This is a genomic window from Legionella feeleii, from assembly GCF_001467625.1.
Lineage (GTDB): Bacteria > Pseudomonadota > Gammaproteobacteria > Legionellales > Legionellaceae > Tatlockia > Tatlockia feeleii.
The window spans coordinates 26,590-50,833 of record NZ_LNYB01000008.1; the positions used below are offsets into that span (position 1 = coordinate 26,590).

Genomic DNA, 24,244 nt, shown 5'->3' on the forward strand with positions numbered 1-24,244 from the left:
GTAGTAATATACGGGTTGCCATTGATTGACAAATTTTGTGCAGCTCTTCCAAGAAAGGAATTTTTTACAATTATGCAGAATATTGGTACTTTTTTTCTGAAACTCTACAAGAAATTACCTGTTATTGCTTTTGATGTAATAGCAATTCCAGTTGCCTGGTACTTTGCTTATTGGCTTCGATATAATATGCAGCCCTTTCCCAGTAGCCTTGTTACTGTTCATTCTCTTTTTGCATTACTGATTTTAATGACAATGCAAATAACCTGTTATTATTATTTTCGGGTTTACCGCGGTTTATGGCGTTTTTCCTCTTTAAATGATGTAGCAAGAATTATTAAGGCTACAGTGTGTGCAACAATACTCTCGATACCAGTTTTTTATTTAGCCTCGCTTCTGCAACATATTCCTCGTTCAGTATTTCCTCTGTACAACATGATTTTAATAACACTGCTTTGTAGCGGCAGACTATTAATGCGTTCTCTTTGGGATAAACGGGGTAGGGAAGGGCAGGTTAGTGAAGTTAAGCGTGTATTGATTATTGGGGCGGGTCGAGCAGGTGAAAGTCTGGTGCGTGATCTCAAACGCACACAATCTTATCAGCCAGTTGGTTTTGTTGATGACAACCTTGGCAAAAGAGGACTAGAGGTGCACGGAATCAGGGTATTGGGTACTTCTCGCGATTTGCTCGATTTAGTTATAAAGCATCATGTCGATCTGATTTTTATTGCTATTCCTTCTGCAGGCTCTGCAGCCATGCGGCGTATAGTCAGTCATTGTGAAAAATCAAATGTGCCATTTCGTACCTTACCTAGCATCCCGGCTTTAGTGGCAGGGCGTGTGGAAGTAAATGCACTTCGAGATGTTAACATCGAGGACTTATTGGGGCGTGATCAGGTACAGTTACAATGGGATAAAATTGCTGCCAATATCAAGAATAAACGAGTTATTGTGACTGGAGGCGGAGGCTCGATTGGTTCTGAATTGTGCCGTCAGATCATGGCTCTTGAACCCGGTAAGTTATTAATTGTAGAAAATTCCGAGTTTAATTTATACAAAATAGAGCAGGAGTTGAGCGAGAGATTTCCTCAGATACCTCTTGAGTTAGGATTAGTATCTGTCACTGATAAAATAGCTATTGACTATTTATTCGACCAATTTAAGCCACAAATGGTGTTTCATGCTGCGGCTTATAAACATGTGCCTATGCTTGAGGATCAAATCCGTGTCGCTATACAGAATAATGTTTTGGGGACCCAGATCGTCGCTGAGGCGAGTGTAGCCGTTGGAGTAGAAAAATTTATTTTGATTTCTACAGATAAGGCTGTGAATCCAGCGAATGTCATGGGAACGACCAAACGAGTTGCTGAAATTTATTGTCAGAATTTGAATGAACGGGTTGATACCCAATTCATCACGGTACGGTTTGGTAACGTCTTGGGCTCTGCCGGTAGCGTAGTACCTTTATTTCAAAAGCAATTGCAGGCTGGTGGACCATTAACAGTCACCCACCCCGACATTCAACGTTATTTCATGACGATACCGGAAGCGTGCCAGTTAATTTTACAGGCAATGGTTAATGGCCACGGGGGTGAAATCTTTGTATTGGATATGGGGGAACCGATTAAAATCAGCTATCTCGCTGAACAAATGATTCGTTTGGCTGGTAAGGAGCCTGGTAAAGATATAGCCATAGAGTATACAGGGCTAAGGCCTGGAGAAAAATTATTTGAAGAACTTTTTCATGTGTCCGAACAATTGGCACCAACGGAGCATGAGAAGTTATTTAAAGCTAAGTTTCGCCAGCTGGAATGGCATGAGTTGATCCAAACAATTCGGTTGTTAAATACGGCTTGTGCTATGCATCATAATGAAGAACTTTATGTTTTACTAAAGAGTTTAGTACCGGAATTTAATTCACAGGTAGAAAAAGGGGCAGTGGTTAATTAGCCCTTAAATTTGGGAATTTTTTTCTCACTAAAAGATTTTTTCTTAAGTACTTGTCGATTAGGATTTCTCTCATTTATGATGAAATACGGACGGTATACATTTTATTTCAATGAATTTTCCTTATTCAATTATCGACTTAACTCACAGTTTGACTTCTGACTGTCCTTCTTGGGATAAGACCTGCGGTTTTCAATATCATAACGTAATCGATTATCAAGATTATGATACTGGTCTACCATTTCGAGTGCAGCATCTAATTATGCATGCCGGGATTGGTACTCATATAGATGCTCCTGCTCATTGCGTAGAAGGCGGCAAATCGGTAGCCGAACTGGATTTAAATGATTTACTTGCTCCAGCTGTAGTCATTGACGTTTCACAAAAAGTAAACGCTGATTATAAGGTCGTCATAGAAGATGTTATGAATTTTGAAGCCCAATATGGAAAAATTGCAACTCACTCGTTTGTGATTATTTATACGGGTTGGGATCAATATTGGCTGGAGCCTGAAAAATACCATAATAACTATAATTATCCCTTTCTTGCACAAGAAACTGCGGAGTTGCTTTTGGAGAGAAAAATTGTGGGGCTTGGTATTGATACCTTGTCGCCGGATCGGCCTGATGACGGTTATCCAGTTCATAAATTATTATTGGGGGCAGGTAAATACCTTATTGAAAATGTAGCTAATGCAGTGAAATTACCTGCTGTAGGAAGTTATATTCTTGCTTTACCACTTAAACTTTTGCAAGGTACAGAGGCTCCCCTCAGGCTTGTTGCCTTAATAAATAAGGAAAAGAAATGACTATAAGCTATGATGATTTTGCTCGGGTTGATTTGCGTTCGGGCACAGTAGTAGAGGTTAAAGAGTTCTCTCGCGCTAAAAAGCCAGCCTATAAAGTTTGGGTTGATTTTGGCCCTGAAATTGGTATTTTGCAAACTTCAGCACAAGTGACTGCTCACTATACGCCGGAATCTTTAATAGGTAGATTAGTAGTCGGTTGTGTGAATTTGGGTGAAAAAAATATTGCTGGTTTCATCTCTCAGTTTTTGTTACTTGGTTTTTCTGATGCTGACGGTGCCATTTGCTTGATTACTGCGGATCCCAAGGTAGAAAATGGTCGAAAGTTGCACTAATTTATCGAGGTTATCTCTCTAGAGTTTCTCAAATCTTTGGAGTAGCTGATCAGCGCATTGGAAGATGGTCGGAGTCAATGGGCCTCTGTTATATTTTTTGAATCTTGTCAGTGGATTGAATCATAGCTCGTTTTCCATGTTCCCGTTCGCTAACTTTATACACTTTTTGAAAAAAAAGGGAAAATTTCCGCCCGGAATAAATTGGTATTTTGGCTACATCCAAAGAGCAAATATTTCCAAATGAGAACAATTGAGAGCAATTTTTTTAGTATTAATGTGATTATTCAGTTTCATGTTCTTACTAGTGCTAAACTTAATAGAGATGCACCAGGAGAAAAAATTGTTAGTTATCAATGGCTCTTCAAAAAAACTCATCCTACTAGTCATCATGCTGTGGGGATTTTTTTGCTTATTGGATACTCGCAATGCTTATGCAGCAGCTCAATTAGGAAGTGCTCAACGCCCAATACGTGTTGCTGCTGTTAATGAGGCTCCGTTTGTTATTTCTAAAGATCAACTATTGACTGGTTTGGCGGTTGATATTTTTAAATTTGTTGCTGAAGCTAAGCACTGGCATTATAAAATCACTCTAGTTGGTGAAGATATTGATGCTGCAATTGATGCTCTTGCAGCAAAAAAATTTGACTTACTCATTGGACCTGTTTCGGTTACGAGTGAACGTATAGTTCGAGTTGATTATGGCAGGCCTTTTTTTCTTAGCGAGGTAAGGCTTGCTTTTAACACCCATTCCGTATCGGCGCTTGAAACTCTTTACCATCTGTTTAAGACAATACCTTTACTAATAGTTGGCTTGATCATTCTAGGTTTTTTTCTTATTTCAAATTTTATCTGGTTTGCTGAAAAATCAACGAATGAAGAAATGCCAAAGGGGTATTTTAAAGGAACGTTTTTCTCTCTTTGGGTGTTTATCTCACATTTTCTTAAGGGAGGAATGTTTTTCAGGCCGACAACTACTGCTGCGCGGGTCGCGATTACATTTTGGTTTATAGTGGCTTTATCCTTTTATTTGATTGTAACTTCCACCTATACGGCTTATATGACAGCGAAAATAGTTAGCGCGAGCGAACCAGTTCATGATGTTAGTGATTTAAGGGGAAAAAAATTAGCTTATGTAAAAGGTGAAATGTATATTAAATACATTAAAGCGATTAATGCTGAGCCGGTACCGCAAGTCGATTTAGTGGCGGCAATAGACGCTTTACAAAATCAGGAGGTTTTTGGGATAGTTGAAGATTCGTTAGTTTTATCCATGGTGATTGATGCTTCAAATTTTAAAGATCTAACGGTATCAAGTTTTAAATTCAGTAGCGATGAACTTGCTTTTGCTTATACGCAGAATAGCCCAATTAGAAATATCATCGATCAAATGATTGTGATCATGCAAGATACCGGAGAGATGGAGACGCTGTGTAAACTCTATTTGGGTAATAAATACAAGAACTGTGAATTTTAAGTGTCTAGAAGCTTGGTTTTGCTATTTAAGCCTCTCGACAGACAGCTTCTATATTATGTCCATCAAGATCCAATATATAAGCAGCGTAATAATTTGGATGATAAATTTCTCTCACCCCTGGAGAACCGTTATCTTTTCCTCCAGCAGCAAGTGCAGTCTTATAAAAAGCATCAACCATTTTTCGAGTTTGGACGCGAAAAGCAATGTGAATAATGGGTGTTGTCTGGATGCCTTGTTTAAGCCATAACTCAGGTTGACCATGAATGGAGAAGCCTGCCCATTCTTCCCATTCCATAAATAATTCATATCCCAGAGGTTTTAACACTTTAAGGTAAAATTCTTTACTGCGTTTGATATCAGAAACTTGTAAACCAACATGATCTAACATGCATGTTCTCCATCTTTCTTGATGATTAACACTCGTTTATCATCTGTTGTATAAATAGATTCATCAAATTATTAGAAAAATAGTAGCACATGTTTTGCTCCGCCTTAAAATGATTTATTAATCAAGGAGTTTACTTATGAGAATTATTGTTATTGGTGCATCCGGGACGATAGGAAGGGCGGTAGTGGAAGAATTACACTTACGCCACGAAATCATTAAGGCTGGCTATAGAAGTGGTGATATCCAGGTTGATATTACTGATAAAAACTCAATTGAAGCGATGTTTAAAAAAATTAAGCAGGTTGATGCGGTGGTACTTGCTACAGGTAAAGTACATTTTGGCGATTTTATGCAAATGAATGGCGATGAGTTCAACATCGGTTTACAAGACAAATTGATGGGGCAGGTCAATACCGTATTAATTGGTAGAAATTACCTTAATGAGGGCGGCTCGTTTACTTTAACCAGCGGGATTTTAAGCCATGATCCAATTCGCTATGGTTGTTCCGCCTCAATGGTTAATGGTGCTTTGAATTCATTTGTAGTTGCAGCAGCGTTGGAAATGCCCAAAAAACAACGTATCAATTGCATTAGTCCTACTGTAATTACTGAGGCTATGAAGAATTATGCAGAGTATTTCAGGGGGTATATGCCTGTCAGCGCAGCTCAGGTAGCACTTGCTTATAGCAAAAGTGTTGAGGGCTTACAAACAGGCAAAGTGTATCAGGTTCAATAAAGGAGACTACTCTGCTTTTTCTATTTTTTCTTTGCGATCAGGAAAGATATCTTTAAATTGCAGATGTTTATTGATTTCCATAGCAATATGATGGCGTTTGGAGAAACCCCCTATTTTATAGATTAAAACAGGGCCAACAAAGCTGATAAAGCCCATGGTAAAAGCGATTTTATAGGTTGGATCTTTATTTAATAATAAGAAGACCAAACAGCCAACCATCAATATAATAGCGACGATACCGGTATAAGGTGAACCTGGGGTTCTATAACTTAAATCATCTGTAGTATAGCCTGCTTGGTACAAACGTCTACGGAAGTTAATTTGAGCCCAGCAGAGCGATATCCATGCAATGGCACCAGTAAAGCCGGAAACAAGCAACAGAGCAATATAAAGCATGGACTGACCAAAGAAATAACCAGCAGCAAGTAATAACCAGATGGCAATCAAAGTAACGATACCTGCATTTTGCGGTACAGCATTATGATTAAGTAAGCTCAATTTATGAGGTGCCATACCATTACGAGCCAGCGCGTTTAGGGAACGGACTATGCCGTAGACCCCGGAGTTGGAGCAGGAGAGAGTTGCTGTAAGTGTTACAAAACTGGTCACTGCACCAGCCCAGCGTAGCCCATAGAAATTGAGTGCGTCGGCAAAAACAGAATTAGCAAGTCCGGCTTTTTGCCAGGGGAAAATCAATACCAGGCAAAAGACTGGGATAATGTAAATGAAAAGAATTCTAAAAGTCACGTTTCGAATAGCACGAGGAATCATGCGAGCTGGGTTAACGGATTCGCCGGCGGCCAGGCCGATAATTTCTGAACCTTGGTAATTTACTAATAAAAGTACCATCGCTGTTAATAGGGCCATTTTGCCATTGGGGAAGAGTCCTCCTTGGTCAAAAATAAATTTTGCACCAATAATGCCAGCGGGTTGTGGGCCATGAATAATGCCTAAAAAAATGAGAGTGGCGAGTATAACGAAGCCCATCAGTGCCAGGATTTTAATTAAAGCCAGCCAAAATTCAATTTCACCAAAGGTGCCTACTTTGGCGATATTGATATAGGTAATTAACAAGCCAAAGCAGACAGCCCATACATAACCATTTATGCCGGTAAAATGCTGCATGATAATGCCACCTGCAATACATTCGGCGGGAATATAAGCGACCCAGCTAATCCAATAAGACCACCCTACACCACAGGCTATGGTAGGAGAGATGAAATCGGCAGTGTAAGTTATAAAAGAACCAGAGATAGGAATGGCAACAGCCAATTCACCCATACATAACATAGTGAGATAAATAATCAAACCACCTAATATGTAGGCGAGGAATACAGAAGGGCCAACCAGGTTAACGACCTCCCCTGTGCCCAAAAAATATCCAGACCCGATAATCCCGCCTAAGGCGATGAGTTGAACATGGCGATCTTTTAAACCGCGCCTATACCCACCATCACTGATTGGGGCTTGATGATTGTCTTGATGATTAATCACTAGCTGTATAGTCTCTCTCAAAAAGTGAAGCATTAATTGGCTGGAAAATTGTACAATAATTTTCTATTTTGTCCATAAATTTCTATGGAACATAACAATAAAAAGAGATTTTTATAAGAAAAAAGCTGAGAAGGCAAGATTTATTTTTAGCATAATTTACTTGATAATTAATTAGCGAATAAATCCAACCTATTTGTTAGATTTTTTAGCGTTTTGCTGCGTAATTGCCGCCACAAAATAAGCCCTATATTTTTGATTAATCCCTGCTAATCATGAGCGAGTGACTAATGCAAATAGTATCAACAGAACGGATTTTATTAAGAACCTGGCAAGAGTCAGACTTGTTGCCTTTTACAAAAATGAACGCAGACGAAGAGGTGATGAGGTATTTTCCTAATACGTTAACACCAGAAGAAACAGCAGCATTGGTTGAGTGCATTGAAACACATATTGGTCTGTATGGGTTTGGTTTATGGGCTGCGGAACTGAAAGAAACAAACGCTTTCATAGGATTTATCGGTTTAAGTATCCCTACTTTTTCCGCTCCTTTTACCCCTTGTGTAGAAATTGGTTGGCGTCTTGCACGGCCTTACTGGAGGCAGGGTTTAGCGACTGAAGGAGCAAAAGCTGTTTTAGCTTATGGTTTTGGTCATTTCAAATTAGATGAGATAGTTTCTTTTACTACAATACATAATCAGCGTTCACGGCGCGTCATGGAAAAAATAGGGCTAATACATCACCCGGAGGATGATTTTATTCATCCAAATTTAGCGCTTGATCATGCTTTGTCACAACATGTTTTATATCGCTTGTCGTACAAGCGATGGCAACAGTGTGTTACCAAAGATAATGTGGGGCAGGGCTGATAAATTAGAAGGCGGCTCTTGCTCGTGTTCTTTTTAAAGCAGGTCGGACCCCTGAATCAATCTTCGAACCCCTGATTCCGGCGAACAAAGCATGTGCCGGTCTAATCCAGTATTGCGGGAATCTCTTTGACAGAGCTTACTGTCAGAGTTGTAATAAATAAAAAAATTATAATTCAATGGAATTAGGTCAATATTGCATGCATCCTCACATAAATGAGAGTACAACTTCACTCCAACAAGAGTTGAAATAAAAGTAGTAGACCATTTATCCCCCTTCTGATTAAACCTCCTGTAATTGCCTTGCTGAGAATATCAAAAGAGTTTATTTAAATTATCTAAATCGAAGAACAAAAGTACATATAAGCAACAATAAGGTAGCTCTAATAAAAATATAAATTACTTGAACAGTTATCTCATCTAAATGCCATTTATCATTGTACTTGGTCTTTTCTTGCGTACAGTCCAACGGTACGCTTTAAAAAAACCATCATCAGCGAATCATTTCATGGTTCGCCAACCTATTGTGGGACGCCATTATTTCTTCAATATCACGATAACTTAAATTTTTTTTGCTTGCTGCAATAGCTCTTCAACTTGCTTATTCTTGAATGTAACATGATTCTGCAGTCCAATAGCGATTATTGTCGGCGCCAACTCTTTAAGTACGTTCAAAGCGTCTTCTTTCTCTTTGGCTGTCGAGGAATTTTCCAGTAAATTGATATTCGCTAAAAAAGCGCCAACACTACCTTTTCTTACTTGTACTCCATTTATTTGAGCAAAATCGGCTCCATCAGGGATGATATCACTGGCTTGAATACCTTTGCTTGTCATTATTTTCTCCTTATAAATTGTTTAGTGGCCACATAAGGCCATTTTCTATCTGATAAAAACGGTCTATCCCTATGGCGGACAAAAAATCTTCATCATGAGAGATAGCTAGTATTGCTGCTGGAAATTCTTTTAATATTTGTATGATATGTCCTCTTGTTGTTAAATCAAGGTTATTACATAACTCATCCAAAACAAGAAGTTTTGGAGGAGAGGCAGCAATTTGAGCCAAGCATAATCTTGCTTTCTCACCACCAGATAAATCGCAAACCAGCGTATTGATTTCTTCATTTTTACGAAACAGAAAACGGTTTAAGTGCTCTCTGATTTCTTGGGTAGTCCAATTTAATTTTAACGCTTGAATCGTTATAAAAGCAGTATTGTGATCAGAGAGGGTAGCATAATATTGATCAATATAACCTATATCTTCCAGCCTTGGTGTATGCCAATCGCCTGATTTCCTAACGTTGGCCTGTAGAATCGCTTTAATGAAAGTTGTTTTACCACTGCCATTTGCTCCTGCTATCGCAATTCGCTCATTGCCTTGAAGTGAAAAATTAATCGCCTGAATAATTGGATTATCATAACCGACGGCACCATTTCGAATCGATAATAAAGAGCGTGAATTTATTTGGCCTGCTCGAAGAATGAATTGTGGTTTAATAACTTCTGGACGTTTGAGTTGAGCGAGTTGATTAAGTAACGTTTTTTTTTCAGCCACAATGCTTTTTTTATTCTTATTGGCAGTAGCCTGTCCGCGCCCTTGAGCACTACGCAAGGCTAATTTATCACCATTGTATTTATTTTCACCATAAATTTTACGTTTTTTGGCACGTTCTTGTTCTTTCATAAGCTTGTGATGCGTTTTTTTTTGTTTTAGTTCAAGCTGTGAAATGGCTTGTGAAATTGATTGATGTTGAATTGCCAATTCACGGCAATAATCATCATAATTACCTGTGAAAATGTGAATTCGGCCATTATCTATGTGCCATAAGGTATCGGCAGTTTGGCGTAGTAATTGCGGATCATGTGAAACAATGATCAAGGTTTCTCTATAATTATCTAGCAATTTAAAAAGAGCCCGACGATTGATCTTATCCAGATGATTTGTTGGTTCATCCAGCAATAGCAGGTTGGGGGAGTTGCTTAAGGCTTTAGTTAGCGCCCTGTTAAAAGCTTGGCCGCCGCTGAGTTGGGAGTGGTAGTCAGTAACAATTTGGGGAACATACGCTAAAACAAGATCATCGGGATGTTTTACCTCGCCTTCGTAAGAATCTATTTCTCCTGACAACAGGTTGAGTAAAGAAGATTTGCCACTGCCATTTTGGCCCATGATAGCGATGCGCGAACCATGGTGTATGGTAGTGGTGAAATCTTGAAAGCAGGTTTTTTGAGGGAAAGACAGAGTAAGTCTGTTTATACGAAGGGGTTTATGCATGATAGTACTCTCAATATTTAAAGCAAATCCAGAAAACCATGTTTCTGGGTATTTAAAACTTTATTGAGAAATAATATTCATGTTATTGGGCGTCCTGTTGCATAAACTTTATAATTTCTGCATAGTAACAGATCTGAAAATGGAAGAATAGGCCTGTTGAGAAGTGAAATGGACAAACTATTTGTACAGAACATCATTAGCATGTATGGGGCGAAAGGAAAGCAGTGGCTTGAGAATTTACCTGAAATCATAGAAAGGAAGGAAGAATTTTGGCAGATTAGCGCGCTAAAATCACTGGGCAATCATTCTTACAATTATGTGCTTAGTGGTTTGCAAAATGAAAAGGCAGTCGTTTTAAAGCTAAATCCGGATAATAAAACCTTAAATATAGAGGCGAAAGCGTTAAAGGCCTTTGCAGGATTTGGCGTTGTTGCCTTGTTAGATCAAATGGATGATGCCTTGCTGCTTGAATGTGCGGTTCCAGGTAATTCATTAAAAAATTACTGGCCGAAGAGGGAAGGGGAGGCTATTAGAATTGCTTGTAAAGCTATGGAAAAATTGCATCAGGCGCCATGTCCACAAGAGGGGGTTTTTCCTTCAATCGATGAATGGCTTGCGCCCTTGGATAAAGAGTGGGAGATTCCCGCTGTTTATCTAAAAAAAGCTAGTGGGCTAAAAGAATCGCTTCTTAAGACCAGAAATGAAACCAGATTACTTCATGGCGATCTTCATCACGACAATATCCTTGCCCATGGGGAAGATTGGTTACTTATCGATCCCAAAGGTGTCCTGGGTGAACAAGCTTATGAAGTGACAACGTTTATTCGCAATCCAATGCCAGCGTTACTTGATTCTGAAAAAGCATTAGCTATTTTACAAAATCGTATTGAGATGATGGCTGCCTTGCTTGAGTTGGATAGACAGCGGATATACAAATGGTGTTTTGTACAAACCATTCTTTCCTGGATATGGAATTTGGAAGATGGTCTTGATACAGCCTATTTTAGGCAATTGGCGACAATTTTTTATTCTCTGCTGCCTCGCCAGGCTTAATAAGAGGTTTGGTTCTGTCATGCCTAAAAGAAATTAATTTGTTTGACTTCTTTTAGAGCAATCGATAACATCCGTTTGTAATTTTTTAAAACAAAATGAGCAATAGATTTTTAATTTGTAATGGGAGATGTAAATGCGAACTGATTTATACGACAGACTGATAACTTTGCATAGAGAAATGCATGATTCAAGCAAGTCAACAGCAGAGCGTATAGAAGCCGCAAGTGATTTTGAAAGAGTCGTTCAAACTTGTGATGATAACACGAGAAAAATTATTTATGACGCAATAGGAGAAGCGCCTTCCTTCACAGCTTCGCTACTCTATACTTTGCGTGCAGCAAGCAATGAATATGTCACAACGAATTCATTTTTTTCTGCTGCAGGAACTTTTTTTAAGGTTGCAAACACCAGATTGTATAATCCAACTCATGAGCAACGTGAAGAAACTTATGCGGTACTTGATGCAGCGAGATCTGAATCTACAATAGATGTACAGCATGGGTATGGAGACATAGTGGATCTGGAAAACAACAATCCAGCAGATGCGGATGAGCACTGCTATCGCTTTTAACTCAGGGGATAGCTATTGCGACCCCTGTAAACAGCGTAATAGCTATTCGCTTCAAATTATATAGTTAAGACAGAATTTTATTCCCCTTTTCCCCCATATATTGTCTTTTAAATAAGGGTTGGAAACCAAGTTTTTCGTAAACCGATAAGCCTGCTTCAGAGGCTTCCAGAAAACAAAATTTGGCGCCGGAAAGTCTTGCTTGTTCCAAAGCGTAACTGATTAGATAGCTGGCATAGCCTTTTCGTTGATGCGCGGGCAAAGTACCTACGTCATCAATCCGTACAAGATTTTTATTTTTGGAGAGGGTTAATGTTGATACAGGTTTGTCGTTTTCATAGAGACAAAAGTGAGCAAGCTTTGCTCCCTTAAGCAAGGCGTTCTTATGAGCCTCTTTGTATTGAGTACAAATATTATAGGTCGATTCAAATGCTTCTACTAAGGGCAACATCCAATCAGTCAGATTTTCATCGGCCTCTTTAATTAATAAATCTGGCGCTGGGGGTAATTTGAGACTTTGCTGTAATTCGGCGAACATGGCTACCCCTTTTTCGCGATATTCAAAGCCAATTGTTTCGATGCTATTTTGCAAACTTTCATTAAAAGACCGCTTACACATAGCAATTGTCCAGGGTAACGCTTGGCTTATAAAAATCTGGGCAGATTTTGTGAAAATTGTTTTACTGTCGCTGATATTTTCTTTACAGATAAGAAGATTAAGGCTTTCTGCTTCTACACCAGTAAGATAAATGACTGCCTGGTCAGGAAACTCGATGCATTCTTTGCTGATTGCTCTGAAAAAATAATCTTCAGCGCTTTTAAAAAAATCAATTAACTCATTGTTCATAAAAGAAATTCGCGGAAAGGAAGTGAGGGGCAGTCTGTGCTTGGCGGAGAGAGAGGGATTCGAACCCTCGATACGTTGCCGTATACACACTTTCCAGGCGTGCGCCTTCAACCGCTCGGCCATCTCTCCAAGCGCGAAAGGATATACTCATCTACCAAGGAAATCAAGAAAGTCTATGATGACTATATTTTTCAATGAACTACCAGTAGAATGCGGAAAAAATAATCATTGAGGGTTAAATATGCGCGTTTTTGCAATTACTGGGCCGATAGGTTCATCAATCAAAAAATTTTCACAGCAATTTGCTGATAAGATTGCTGAAAAAATAGAAGTGACAATCATCGATGAATCTAATTTCTTAGTATTAACAAACGATGATGATCAAAAAGATGACGAGGTTACCAAGCTAATACCAGTAGAATATAACAAGAATAGACCCATTGATTATGCGCGTTTAAAAGAGGCCATTTCTTCTCAACCAGGGATAGTCATTGTGAGTGGAAATTATTTATTTGCCGATGAATCTTTACGTGCTCTTTTTGATGTTAAGGTATTTGTGAGTGCTGAGGGGGATACCTGCTTGGCTAATTATTTAAAGACCATCAAACCAACCGCAACTACAGTAGAACCCCTATTAGGTTTTTTGAGAAGGATATTAAAGTCAAAAATGATCAACAAATTAACCCTTTAAAAAAACATACTGATATCACCATACCTGAAGGCAAATTGGACGGTCCAGCAATGATGGTATTATTGACTAGTGTGGATAGACTATACCCACAACTGCCAAAAGAAGTGAGAGGAAATAGATCCCAGAGTTTCTTTTTCACTCCAGAAAGTGGCCCGAAGACAAAGACGGAAAGTACTGAAAAGAGCAAAATAGAGGGGGCTGAGATGATAAGTACTGATGGATTAGATAGCCAGCAAACTAGAGAGTCTCAAGAGTATAATCCCTATTCCAGCACACCTAGTAACGTTTGAGGTCAGCATGCAGCAATTTGAACATGCAAAATACAAATAAATGTTTATACTTAGGAGTAAGGATTTCTGGCTATAAAAAGGAAAAAACATGACTGGTCGTTTGCTTCTTCTGCTTTGTGGACTAGGATTTTCTGCACAAAGCATGGCTTTTCCTTGTTTCCTTACCCTGGCTAAAGATAGTTGTTGGACCAATTATGATGTCAAGGTAATCGTAATGGATGCAAGTAATAACCAGCCTATCACTACGGTTGAAGTTCCTAAAGGACAGTCTTGGACGAGACAACCTTTTACTTGCCAGCCGGGCCAGAAGTTAATTTATCAGGCAACCTTTCAACCCGCATTTTGGCAAAGCGAGGTAGGGAAAGTTTATATGGCTATTCGTTATTGGTCTCTACCTGCAACGCCGAAACCAGGTGATACTGCCTGGGATATTCCTGTTTGTTATCCTGCTGCTTTTGCCGCTGTTCCATTTCCTCCTGATGCAACGGGTAATTGCAAATGTGATTTTGGCAGTATTCCTCTGGTGCCACCGCAGCCAGCCAGCTAGGGCTATTGGCACAAGCACTGCCCTTTGTGTATTATGCTTTATTCGATGGAAATAAAAATAACTAGGGGCGTAACTTGGTGACTTTAAGACATCAAATCGGGCAAATGCTTATTATGGGTTTTTCAGGTACAGCAATTGACGACCTTAATCCCGTTAAAGAATGGTTAAGCACCGATGGTTTAGGTGGGGTATTGTTATTTGACTTTGATTTGGCCAAACAACAACCCGGCAAAAATTTAGTGGATATCGCACAAATTAAGCGATTAACTCAGCAACTGAATCATTACGCCAACATATCTGCTGGGAAAGAAGGGCTTCCTCTTTTCGTTGCTTTGGATTATGAAGGTGGCGCTGTCGATAGACTGCGTCATATTAAAGATTGTATGCCGACAAAGAGTCCTCATGAGTTGGCGCAGTTGTCCGATGAGTTGTTACAAATTGAAGCCGGCAAAATGGCTGAAACCTTGAAAATGCTGGGATTTAATTTAAATTTTGCTCCTGTTGTTGATCTTAATTTGGATGAAAATCAAGGAATTATCGGCAAATTAGGCCGTAGTTTTTCTGCTGATCCCAAGCGCGTTGCACATATTGCCAGGCAATTTGTAGACGTGTTTTCTAAACAGGGTATTAGCTGTTGCTATAAACACTTTCCTGGTCATGGAAGCGCTGTTGGCGATACTCATCATGGTTTTGTTGATGTAACGACAACTTTTCAAGATAGGGAGATTGAACCTTATAACCTCTTGTTAAGAGAAAGTCCTTCGTTACCAGCTATGGTGATGACGGCTCATGTGATTAATCGCCAGTTGGATGGCAGTGGTTTACCTGCCACCTTGTCGCAAGCTATTTTAACTGGTTTGCTTCGCCAAGAATTGGGATTTGATGGTGTGATAATCAGTGATGATTTGCAAATGCATGCAATTAGTAAACATTATTCTGTGGATGATGCGTTGCGTTTAACTATTAATGCTGGAGCAGATATGGTAATTTTTGCTAATCAGTTGGGAGAAATTACAGCAACTGAAGTTATCGATAGAATTGAGCATTTGGTCTTTTCAGATGCTATAGAGCGAAGTCGTATAGAACAAGCTTATCAACGCATCTCTCGTTTAAAACGATTGCAGTTGGCCTTGGAGAAGACCTCTGACGTACAATGTGCTTGACCTTGCAGTAATTTATGTTAAAATATGCTCTCATTGTTCATAAAAAATACATTTGCTGGTGATTATGAAAGACACTAACTTAGCTTATTCGACTATTACGACCCTCTTCTTCTCTTCAGTCCTGCCTTGCTGTTGTTGTTGCTAATCCTCTTTCTAAGTTAGTAAATCTTTAATTAATTATTTTATAAGGTATTTTTTCATGTGTGCCCAACATTCCCAGAAAAAAAGATGGCTTAGTACACCTTTTTTATACACTGTCATGATTCTTCTTGGTATTGCCAGTGGATACTCCGACATTTCTTTGCTTAAAACCTTTGGTTTGTTTATTGCCGATGTATTTATAAAAATTTTTAAATGCATCAGCTTACCAATTATTGCTTTGTCTATTATTGTTACGCTGTCAAATTATCGTGCTGACGGTGTTATGCGTACTATTTGGCGACGTGCAATGTGCTACACCTTGGGTACTACGCTCATTGCTGCGGCGGTGAGTTGCTTGTTATATCTGCTCATTCATCCTAGCATGGTTGGTGTTATTAAACAGACTGTCAGTGAGCCGCAAACAACTAATCAACTTGGTTATTTCCAACATATTGCCAATTTGATTCCTGCGACTATTTTTTCGCCCTTCCTAGAGCATCAGGTGATGGGTGTTTTATTAATCGGGATTGTGATTGGGGTCGCAATTCGATTTATTCCTGAGCCTGAGGCCAGACAAACGATTACGCAATTTTTCCGAGGTGCGCACGGGCTTTTTATGGTGATAACCAATTGGGTCATTACCATTATTCCTTTAGGCCTTTATGGATTTATTACTACGACTGTCGTGCAATTACGGGATGGTATGGCGATTAAAGGAATTGGCGAATATCTGTTGATAATAGTACTTGCCAATTTGGTTCAAGGATTTGTGATTCTACCTTTGTGGCTAAAATCACAGGGCATTAAACCTTTTGCTGCCTTTAAAGGGATGTTACCTGCCTTGTCGGTCGCTTTCTTTTCTAAATCGTCCGTTGGTACTTTACCAGTGACAATGGAAACTGCTGAGAAAAATTTGCATGTTAAACCAGAAGTAAGTCGTTTTGTATTACCACTTTGCACGAGTCTGAATATGAATGGCTGTGCTGCGTTTATTTTCACTACTGTCATTTATCTGATGCAAAATCATGGGATAGAGGTTTCTTTAGCCATGATGGCTTTATGGGTGGTTATTGCAACGATAGCAGCTATTGGTAATGCCGGTGTACCAATGGGATGCTTTTTCCTTAGTGCCAGCTTACTTGCAAGTATGAATGTGCCGATTACTTTAATGGGCATTATTTTACCCTTCTACAGTTTAATCGACATGTTGGAGACTGCACTGAATGTTTGGTCTGATTCCTGTGTTGCCAAAGTTGTTGATGATAAGGTTAGGCAAGATAAAGAAATCATTATGCCGGGCGCAGATCAAATTAATGTAGTGGGCTCAGTCTGATTTCCGCAATAAATTTATTCTCCTTGGTGGGCGTTGCCACCAAGGTCTTTTCCAATCCCTCAAAATCGCTAAACGTTTTATTACTTATCTAACCAGGACTGATGATAAATTACGATGATTTTAATTCGCTGAGTTAGTCAGGTTAAACACTCCCATTAAAATCAAATTTTTGCCTTGACCTCGACGTTTTTCGTAAGTCCTGTTAGTGTAAATTTTTGAGGAAGCTGATGTGTTAGACAATTGTTAATACAAACCTTTTTGTGGTTAATCACCATGGGATTGTTACTTTTCGTTCCCGCCGGCACTCTGCAATGGGGGGCGGCATGGATTTTTCTTATAGAAAACAACTTATTAGGATTAATGATCGGTCTTTGGCTCGCTAAACATGATCCGGCTCTTTTAAAAGAGCGTCTCTCTTTTATTATTCAAGCAGATCAGCCGTGGTGGGATAAGATTTTGATGATTACTCTCTTTAGCCTTATGATGATTAGGCTGCCATTTATTCCCCTTGATGCAGTCCGGTTTCACTGCTCTTATGTACCATTTATGCTCCAGATTATGGGGGCACTGGGTATTGCTATCTCCATGTATTTTAATTATTTAACGTTTCGCGCAAACACGTTTGCGGCACCTGTAGTCAAAATTCAGAAAGAGCGCAAACAAGTAGTGATCAGTACAGGTCCTTATGCATATGTACGTCATCCGATGTATACGGGAGCAGTTTTTTACTTTTTTGGCACACCTTTATTGCTTGGTTCATGGTATGGGTTAATTTTTTCGTTCTTATTATCTGTTTTGCTTGCTTACAGGGCTTATCTGGAGGAGCAAATACTACAAAAAGAGTTGGAAGGGTATGGTGCTTATATGAAGCAAGTACCTTATCGTCTCATCCCTTATATTTGGTAATAAGAAACTCTACTGCATTGGCGCATCGCAGCATGTTCATATGAGAGTAAATGATCTGCGAAGCGCAGGAAAGTAACGCCTCTAGGTCAAGATGGTAGAAAAGGCAACAGCTCCTAGAGGTCCCGCCAGAGTATGGCTGATAGGGTACCTTCATCCTCAAAGACGTTTAATATCTCATCAACAGTTTGTAGGGGAACATTATTTACCACGAGTTGATAAATAAGTTTTCTCCCACTTTTAGTTGTTATATAGCCAGCAAACCCTTGGCCTTTTAGCATTAATCCCTGAGAAGTGCCCTCTGCATAGGTTCCAGTTTTTGCGCGTACTTTCCCAGTAGCGCCTTTTAGAGATGGATTTTTTTGAAATTCAGTCACAGTTGCTAGCGATCCATCAATGCCAAGAATAGGTAGTGCGTCAAAATAGGCTTGAAAAACAGGAAGTGTACTCATTATTTGTAACCATTTTGTGACCACAAAGTTAGTCGCAGTTGTTTGTCCACCACCACTACCATCAATAAAATAAAATTCCTTAGCAGGAAGATGGTATTGGGACGTTAAGAGACTTTTTTCAACTAATAACGCATCAGCCATATTCTTTACATTTTGAGTAAGCCCAAAGAGAACTAAACTTGTATCTGCACCGATATTATAACTTACTTTAAGAATGAATTTGGCGTATTCAGAATAGGGTAATGAGATCAGCGAAGTGATTGGTATGTAAGTACCACTTGCAGGAGTCGGATTGATGCCCACTACAGGTGCATTAACAGTAATACCGGCTTGTTTCAGGGCTTCAATAAAAACAGTACGGGCATAATTGCCTGGTTCAACTATCCTAAATGTTTGCACAAGAGGCAATTTTTCGGTCAAAGGAGGTAAAAAATTAACCGGGATATTGCCGTTAATCTGGCCTTCGCAAGGTTTTTTGCCTATACATGCAGGGAATTGCGGACTGAGTTTGTAAGTTTCCTGGGTGCCAGCCGCTGTCGTTTTAAGATCAGACAGAATAGTAAAGGCTTCTGATACTGGTCTCCAATTAACGGAAGCAAAATTACCAACAGAGCCGGGATTTATTGTGACATCAACAACGTCATCATTGACAAAAATCGCGCTAACATTAAATTCATTGCGGAAATTGAAAGGGGTGAAAAGTCTATCGTCAATGATAACATTCCCATTAATTCGCCGTATTCCAAAATCATAAACCTGTTTAGCCAATTTTTTATAACCAGCCAGTGGATCTGGGCTGGTAAGAATGGCATTTCCAAGAGAGTTCGCTTCATTATGATCAAAATTGGAAAGAGCAATCGTATCATTAGGTAGAGTACGTCCGCCCATTGTTAAATCACCTGATGCGACAAGAATCAGATTTCCAGTTAATACGCCTTTGCTGTCTATGGTTCCTTGATAGTTAACAGGCGTATGAAATTTATAATCCGCACCTAATTGGTTGAGTAACTCGCCAATTGAAAAAAGTTTACGAATGGAACCGATATAAAAATTATCATGGGGTCTTAAATTGATTAATAAATCACCGGTTTCTTGCTCAATAACCTGTAGTCCCCAAGTGGAATTTTTGTAGAGAGGTTTATTTAAGATGGCTTCAATATCCTCATTTCTTCTAATAGAAATCTCATCTTGGGAAGAGATAACAGAGCAATGAGTTGATTGAGCAGATGTTTGACAAACTTTGGGCCCCCCTTGAATGGTATTATTTTTCATAGTTGCTGCGTTTATTTCAAGAATGAGCGTACAACTGGCCCCAGGGTCCAAGTCAAATGTACTTTGGCAAGTTCCTTTTCCAGTAGTAATCTGTTGTATCCCTGAAGAGAAAGGGACTAAGCGATTATGAATGAGAGGGGAGGCGGTATTATTTAACACCATGTATTTTGTTTGAATTATTTGTTTATCGATAATGAATTTTGGTGTTTTTGTAATGGCTTTAATAATAAACCCTGGCTTTTCTGCAAGAGAAAGCATCGGGAAAAGTAGTACCGTAATAAGAGTCAGTAACTTATGAAACTTCATAATAATTCCTTTTATTGAAACAGAGGTGATACCTCCGGGGCCAAGCTTAATGGTACTTACGTCTGGGTTTCACTGCGTTCGTAATGACGGCAGTTTTCCTTAAGTAAGTCCATTAGGGGCTAAGCTTTACTTATTTTTACTTATTAACAATTAAAAGCTGCTCGCAGATTGAATAATAAATTTTCTTAAGTGTTTCTAAGTCCTCGAGAGAAACACATTCATTAACTTGATGAATTGTGGCATTGACAGGACCCAACTCAATTACCTCCACCCCATAAGGCGCAATAAAGCGGCCGTCTGAGGTACCTCCACTCGTTGACAATTCAGGCTGTCTATCAGTAATCTTTTTTATGGCTTTTAGGCTACTTTCCAACAATTTACCTTGTGAAGTTAAAAAAGGTTCGCCATTTAATTGCCATTCAATGATTGGGTTAAGTTCATGCCGTTTAAAGCAGGCACTGACAGCTGCTTTCAAAGTGGCGGCAGTTTGCTCTGTTGAAAAGCGAAAATTAAAATGCATCACCAACTCACCTGGAATAATATTGTTCGCCTGTCCACCAGCGTGAATAGAAGTAATTTGTAAGGAAGTAGGGGGGAAATGCTGATTACCTTCATCCCATTGCATAGTAGTTAATTCGGCTAGGGCGGGGCTTAAGGTATGGATAGGGTTTACTGCCAAATGAGGGTAAGCAACATGTCCCTGTTTTCCCTGCAGAACCAATTTGCCGGTAAGGGAACCACGGCGACCAATTTTAATGACGTCGGCAACCTGCTCACTGCTTGAGGGTTCACCAATAACGCAGAAATCAGGATGAATACCCAGTTTTTTCAATTCCGTCATAACATAAGGAGTGCCATGAGCAAAATCATCTCCTTCTTCACCACTAGTAATTAAAAATCCAAGGCTACCGTTGAAATGAGGATTTTTTTGTACAAATTCTGTGGCCATAACCATCATTGTTGCAAGACTACCCTTCATGTCGGCAGTGCCACGGCCATAAAGCAGGCCATTTTTTTCTTGCAGGGTAAAGGGATCTGTTTCCCATTTGCTTTGTTCGCCCACGGGTACCACGTCAGTATGACCGGCAAATATAAGTAATGGAGCCTTGGAGCCAAGACGGGCAAAAAAATTAGCGACAGGGGGGCTATCAAAACGCTGGCATTCAAATCCATGTTGTTTCAAAAAATCCATCATGTAGTCTTGGCAACCAGCATCAAAGGGTGTTACTGATGCAAAACTGACAAGTTTGGCAAGCAGAGCTTGAATGTCATTCATTATCTTATATCTCTCAATAACTCATTGATGCTGACTTTAGCTCGGGTTTTTTCATCAACCTGTTTGACAATGACGGCACAATAGAGACTATGAGACCCATCGTCACTAGGCATGCTGCCAGAGACAACAACGGAACCTGCTGGTATACGACCATAACTTACCGTGCCAGTCAGGCGGTTGTATATTTTGGTGCTTTGACCCAAGAAAACTCCCATCGATAAGACTGAATCTCGCTCAACAATAACCCCTTCTACAACTTCTGAGCGAGCACCAATGAAACAATTATCTTCAATAATAGTAGGATTAGCCTGCAACGGCTCTAAAACACCGCCTATGCCTGCACCCCCTGAGAGATGTACGTTTTTACCGATTTGGGCGCATGAACCTACTGTTGCCCAGGTATCAACCATAACGCCTTCATCGATATAAGCGCCTATATTGACATAAGAAGGCATCAGCACCGTATTCTTACCAATAAAAGCACCACGTCTTATCATGGCGTGAGGTACCACACGTACACCGGTTTGGCTGAATTCTGCCGTGCTATAATCAGCAAATTTAAGGGGGACTTTATCATAAAACTGACAGAAACCCCCATCAATAATTTCATTGGGGTAAAGTTTAAACGATAATAAAACGGCTTTTTTAAGCCATTGGTGAACAATCCACTCACCATCAGTTTTTTCGGCAACCCGATAATTTCCCTTGTCAAGCTCAGAAAGGACCTTATCCACTGCAGCCATTAATTCTTTTGATGCGGTTGTGGGAGATAATTCATGCCGTTCCTCGAATCCCTGCTCGATAATGCTTTGTAATGAGTTCATCAAAATGCTCTGATAATGAAATGATCGTTAGTATACCCAATCAAGTTAAAGTTGTGAGGGGGTGGTGAAAACAATTTTGTAATAGTTATCAGGAACTCAAACCTTTCTCGTGTCGAAGAAGTTTAAATAGTAAGATGATTTACTGGATCGGGAGCAGAAGGTTATTGACCGAGGTATAGGAAAAAAGAGGTGTTCAGATTTGCAGATAGTATGAGAGCGATTATACTTCCGACGTAGTTTTTAAAAAGGAAGTAAGAATGCGGTTATTAATCACAGGTGCGGCTGGCTTTATAGGTTTTCATTTAGCTAAACTTCGTTTAGAACAAGGTGATTCTGTTATTGGTATCGATAATCTTAACGATTATTACGATGTGCGTCTCAAACAAGCTCGACTGGAGCAATTGCAATCTTATCCTAATTTTCAATTTTACCATGCTGATATTTGTGATGCACAAAGAGTAAATGAGATTTTTATCAGCCATAAGCCACAACGGGTTGTGAATCTAGCTGCGCAAGCTGGAGTGCGTTATTCGTTAACCAACCCTCATGCCTATGTGCAGTCAAATGTAATCGGTTTTACTAACATTGTGGAAGCTTGCCGGCATCATCAGATCGAGCATTTGGTTTATGCGTCAACAAGCTCTGTGTATGGTGCAAATACTACTCAGCCTTTCAGCGAAAGCGATGCGGTCAATCATCCATTAACTATTTATGCTGCAACTAAAAAAGCAAATGAACTTATAGCCCATTCTTATTCGCATCTCTACCATTTGCCGACAACGGGGTTGCGTTTTTTTACCGTTTATGGTCCCTGGGGCAGACCAGATATGGCTTTCTTTTCTTTCACCCGAGATATTCTGGCTGGCAAGGCAATAAAAGTTTATAACCACGGTCAGATGCAACGAGATTTTACCTATATTGATGATATTATTGCTGGCGTATCATTGGCAATCGATAAACCTGCGGCAGCCAATCCCAACTGGCTAGCAGCAAAGCCAGATGCAGCAGATAGTGATGTGCCCTACAAAATATATAACATCGGTTGCGGTAAACCAGTCAATTTATTGGATTATATTCAAGCCATTGAACAGGCAACGGGTAAAGAAGCCATTAAAGAATTTTTACCGATGCAGGATGGAGATGTTTTATCAACTCATGCTGATACGTGCCGTTTACAAAATGAGCTTGGTTATTTGCCTAAAATTGATTTTCGTGAGGGAATTTCTCGTTTTGTGGCGTGGTATTTGAGTTTTTATCACTCATTTTAAAACGACCACGTCCTGCTTAACTAATTGACGAATAGATAAACAGAGACATGGCATCTCGAAGTATTATGCCATATCTCTAACGTACTTTTCTCCGTTACTTGAATTTTAAACTGGCGATGAGCTTATCCTTTTCAAGCCAGCTAGCATTCAACCAATTCCTGAATTCAGTTTGTGTCTTATCGTCATCAACTAAATTGGGATTGGCAAATTGTTTGGGAATTGGCAATTGGCGAATATGTACTTTTATTGCATTGACTCTGCGGCAGAGAAAATCCCAGAGGGAATGATTCTTAGAGGAATAAATAATAGTTACATCCAGGATACTGTTAAACTGTTGGCCCATAGTACTAATCACAAAACCAATGCCACCGGCTTTGGGTTTCAAGAGATGCTGATAAGGTGATTTTTGTTGCCTGTTTTTCTGCAGGGTGAAGCGTGTGCCTTCTACAAAGCTCATTATAGTTGCTGGTGTATGTCTGAATAATTTGATAGCTTTGCGGGTTGCCTGGATATCCTTACCCTTTTTATGAGGTTTTTTGGCCAGATATTCTTTGGAATAACGTTTCATAAAAGGGCAGCCCATTGCCCACCAAGAGAAGCCCAACAGCGGTATCCATTTGAGTTGATCTTTAATAAAAAATTTTAAAACGGGTATTTTTCGATTAAAAAGACGCTGCAGTACAACAATATCAAGCCAGCTTTGATGATTGGCGATCACAAGATACCAGTTTTTACAATTTAGATTGTCTAAACCGGTTACCTCCCATTTTACCTTTTGAGTGTAATTAATATAAGCGTTGTTAGAAGAGCTCCAGATCATGGCGATGCGATCAACAATCTTGGTGCAGAAAGTTTTCCATCGCAGATTTGGAAGTAGCTTTAATAATCCCAGAAAAAGAATAGGTATAAAGCAGATAATAGTAGAAAAAGTTAACAGAATGATTGTGAAGATAGCATGTAGTTGATTGACTGATTTTTTTATAAAATTCATTATATACTCCA

23 protein-coding genes and 1 tRNA gene are annotated in these 24,244 nt (G+C 39.5%); 14 read left to right on the forward strand and 10 right to left on the reverse strand.

The genetic code is table 11. The features are described 5' to 3' along the window. Positions 1–72 precede the first annotated feature (72 nt). From Lfee_RS00820 to Lfee_RS00835, 4 genes are all read left to right on the forward strand, one after another. Positions 73–1,947 carry a polysaccharide biosynthesis protein gene (locus tag Lfee_RS00820; RefSeq protein WP_112854901.1) on the forward strand — a complete coding sequence of 625 codons (1,875 nt, stop codon included), beginning with the start codon at positions 73–75 and terminating at the stop codon, positions 1,945–1,947. A gap of 109 nt (positions 1,948–2,056) precedes the next feature. Continuing rightward, the gene (locus Lfee_RS00825; RefSeq protein WP_058443383.1) at positions 2,057–2,752 is read left to right on the forward strand and encodes a cyclase family protein; all 696 of its coding nucleotides are present in this window, start codon (positions 2,057–2,059) and stop codon (positions 2,750–2,752) included. Next, positions 2,749–3,084 (forward strand): tRNA-binding protein, encoded by a 336-nt coding sequence (locus Lfee_RS00830; protein ID WP_058443384.1) that lies wholly within the window; start codon positions 2,749–2,751, stop codon positions 3,082–3,084. Before Lfee_RS00825 ends, Lfee_RS00830 begins: the two co-directional genes overlap by 4 nt. Positions 3,085–3,424: 340 nt before the next feature. Continuing rightward, complete coding sequence (locus Lfee_RS00835; protein ID WP_058443385.1) at positions 3,425–4,558, forward strand: transporter substrate-binding domain-containing protein; 1,134 nt, start codon at positions 3,425–3,427, stop codon at positions 4,556–4,558. A gap of 25 nt (positions 4,559–4,583) precedes the next feature. On the opposite strand, the gene Lfee_RS00840 is transcribed toward Lfee_RS00835, so the two are convergent. Continuing rightward, positions 4,584–4,946, reverse strand: a complete 363-nt coding sequence (locus tag Lfee_RS00840) for a VOC family protein (protein WP_058443386.1) — start codon at positions 4,944–4,946, stop codon at positions 4,584–4,586. Positions 4,947–5,082: 136 nt separating this feature from the next. Between Lfee_RS00840 and Lfee_RS00845 the strand changes: the two genes are divergently transcribed. Beyond that, positions 5,083–5,682 (forward strand): short chain dehydrogenase, encoded by a 600-nt coding sequence (locus Lfee_RS00845; RefSeq protein ID WP_058443387.1) that lies wholly within the window; start codon positions 5,083–5,085, stop codon positions 5,680–5,682. Positions 5,683–5,688: 6 nt separating this feature from the next. On the opposite strand, the gene Lfee_RS00850 is transcribed toward Lfee_RS00845, so the two are convergent. After that, complete coding sequence (locus tag Lfee_RS00850; RefSeq protein WP_058443388.1) at positions 5,689–7,176, reverse strand: amino acid permease; 1,488 nt, start codon at positions 7,174–7,176, stop codon at positions 5,689–5,691. Between the two features lie 287 nt (positions 7,177–7,463). On the opposite strand from Lfee_RS00850, the gene Lfee_RS00855 reads away from it, so the two are divergent. Further along, positions 7,464–8,042, forward strand: a complete 579-nt coding sequence (locus Lfee_RS00855) for a GNAT family N-acetyltransferase (RefSeq protein ID WP_058443389.1) — start codon at positions 7,464–7,466, stop codon at positions 8,040–8,042. A 558-nt stretch (positions 8,043–8,600) separates the two neighbouring features. Here Lfee_RS00855 and Lfee_RS00860 read toward each other — a convergent pair. Both Lfee_RS00860 and Lfee_RS00865 read right to left on the reverse strand, forming a co-directional pair. Continuing rightward, positions 8,601–8,873, reverse strand: coding sequence for a hypothetical protein (locus Lfee_RS00860; RefSeq protein ID WP_058443390.1), 273 nt, complete (start codon positions 8,871–8,873; stop codon positions 8,601–8,603). Between the two features lie 10 nt (positions 8,874–8,883). Continuing rightward, positions 8,884–10,308 carry an ATP-binding cassette domain-containing protein gene (locus Lfee_RS00865; RefSeq protein WP_082646530.1) on the reverse strand — a complete coding sequence of 475 codons (1,425 nt, stop codon included), beginning with the start codon at positions 10,306–10,308 and terminating at the stop codon, positions 8,884–8,886. Positions 10,309–10,476: 168 nt separating this feature from the next. On the opposite strand from Lfee_RS00865, the gene Lfee_RS00870 reads away from it, so the two are divergent. Then, positions 10,477–11,361: an aminoglycoside phosphotransferase family protein gene (locus tag Lfee_RS00870; protein WP_058443392.1), complete on the forward strand. Its 885-nt coding sequence runs from the start codon at positions 10,477–10,479 to the stop codon at positions 11,359–11,361. A gap of 133 nt (positions 11,362–11,494) precedes the next feature. Continuing rightward, the gene (locus Lfee_RS00875; protein ID WP_058443393.1) at positions 11,495–11,932 is read left to right on the forward strand and encodes a hypothetical protein; all 438 of its coding nucleotides are present in this window, start codon (positions 11,495–11,497) and stop codon (positions 11,930–11,932) included. A 64-nt stretch (positions 11,933–11,996) separates the two neighbouring features. Here Lfee_RS00875 and Lfee_RS00880 read toward each other — a convergent pair whose 3' ends face one another. Beyond that, on the reverse strand, positions 11,997–12,776 hold the full coding sequence (locus tag Lfee_RS00880; RefSeq protein ID WP_058443394.1) for a GNAT family N-acetyltransferase: 780 nt from the start codon (positions 12,774–12,776) through the stop codon (positions 11,997–11,999). A 41-nt stretch (positions 12,777–12,817) separates the two neighbouring features. After that, a tRNA-Ser gene (locus Lfee_RS00885) sits at positions 12,818–12,905 on the reverse strand. A 112-nt stretch (positions 12,906–13,017) separates the two neighbouring features. Between Lfee_RS00885 and Lfee_RS00890 the strand changes: the two genes are divergently transcribed. The 5 genes from Lfee_RS00890 to Lfee_RS00915 all read left to right on the forward strand — a co-directional run bounded on the left by Lfee_RS00890 (position 13,018) and on the right by Lfee_RS00915 (position 17,847). Beyond that, positions 13,018–13,467 (forward strand): nucleoside/nucleotide kinase family protein, encoded by a 450-nt coding sequence (locus tag Lfee_RS00890; RefSeq protein ID WP_058443395.1) that lies wholly within the window; start codon positions 13,018–13,020, stop codon positions 13,465–13,467. Positions 13,468–13,845: 378 nt separating this feature from the next. Beyond that, positions 13,846–14,304, forward strand: coding sequence for a hypothetical protein (locus tag Lfee_RS00900; RefSeq protein WP_058443397.1), 459 nt, complete (start codon positions 13,846–13,848; stop codon positions 14,302–14,304). Between the two features lie 74 nt (positions 14,305–14,378). Next, the gene (locus tag Lfee_RS00905; protein WP_058443398.1) at positions 14,379–15,467 is read left to right on the forward strand and encodes a glycoside hydrolase family 3 N-terminal domain-containing protein; all 1,089 of its coding nucleotides are present in this window, start codon (positions 14,379–14,381) and stop codon (positions 15,465–15,467) included. A 199-nt stretch (positions 15,468–15,666) separates the two neighbouring features. Next, positions 15,667–16,941 carry a dicarboxylate/amino acid:cation symporter gene (locus tag Lfee_RS00910; protein WP_058443399.1) on the forward strand — a complete coding sequence of 425 codons (1,275 nt, stop codon included), beginning with the start codon at positions 15,667–15,669 and terminating at the stop codon, positions 16,939–16,941. Between the two features lie 273 nt (positions 16,942–17,214). Continuing rightward, entirely contained in the window at positions 17,215–17,847 is a 633-nt protein-coding gene (locus Lfee_RS00915; protein WP_058443400.1) for a methyltransferase family protein, read from the forward strand. A gap of 113 nt (positions 17,848–17,960) precedes the next feature. Here the strand turns inward: Lfee_RS00915 and Lfee_RS00920 are convergent, their stop codons facing one another. The 3 genes from Lfee_RS00920 to dapD all read right to left on the reverse strand — a co-directional run bounded on the left by Lfee_RS00920 (position 17,961) and on the right by dapD (position 21,974). Next, positions 17,961–19,874 (reverse strand): D-alanyl-D-alanine carboxypeptidase/D-alanyl-D-alanine-endopeptidase, encoded by a 1,914-nt coding sequence (locus Lfee_RS00920; RefSeq protein WP_238584840.1) that lies wholly within the window; start codon positions 19,872–19,874, stop codon positions 17,961–17,963. Positions 19,875–20,010: 136 nt separating this feature from the next. Beyond that, positions 20,011–21,150: a succinyl-diaminopimelate desuccinylase gene (dapE, locus tag Lfee_RS00925; RefSeq protein WP_058443401.1), complete on the reverse strand. Its 1,140-nt coding sequence runs from the start codon at positions 21,148–21,150 to the stop codon at positions 20,011–20,013. Beyond that, on the reverse strand, positions 21,150–21,974 hold the full coding sequence (gene dapD, locus Lfee_RS00930) for a 2,3,4,5-tetrahydropyridine-2,6-dicarboxylate N-succinyltransferase (protein WP_058443402.1): 825 nt from the start codon (positions 21,972–21,974) through the stop codon (positions 21,150–21,152). Before dapD ends, dapE begins: the two co-directional genes overlap by 1 nt. Positions 21,975–22,231: 257 nt before the next feature. Here dapD and Lfee_RS00935 point away from each other — a divergent pair, with 257 nt between their 5' ends. Beyond that, positions 22,232–23,242: an NAD-dependent epimerase gene (locus Lfee_RS00935; RefSeq protein ID WP_058443403.1), complete on the forward strand. Its 1,011-nt coding sequence runs from the start codon at positions 22,232–22,234 to the stop codon at positions 23,240–23,242. Positions 23,243–23,336: 94 nt separating this feature from the next. On the opposite strand, the gene Lfee_RS00940 is transcribed toward Lfee_RS00935, so the two are convergent. Continuing rightward, positions 23,337–24,233 carry an acyltransferase gene (locus Lfee_RS00940; protein ID WP_058443404.1) on the reverse strand — a complete coding sequence of 299 codons (897 nt, stop codon included), beginning with the start codon at positions 24,231–24,233 and terminating at the stop codon, positions 23,337–23,339. Positions 24,234–24,244 lie beyond the last annotated feature (11 nt).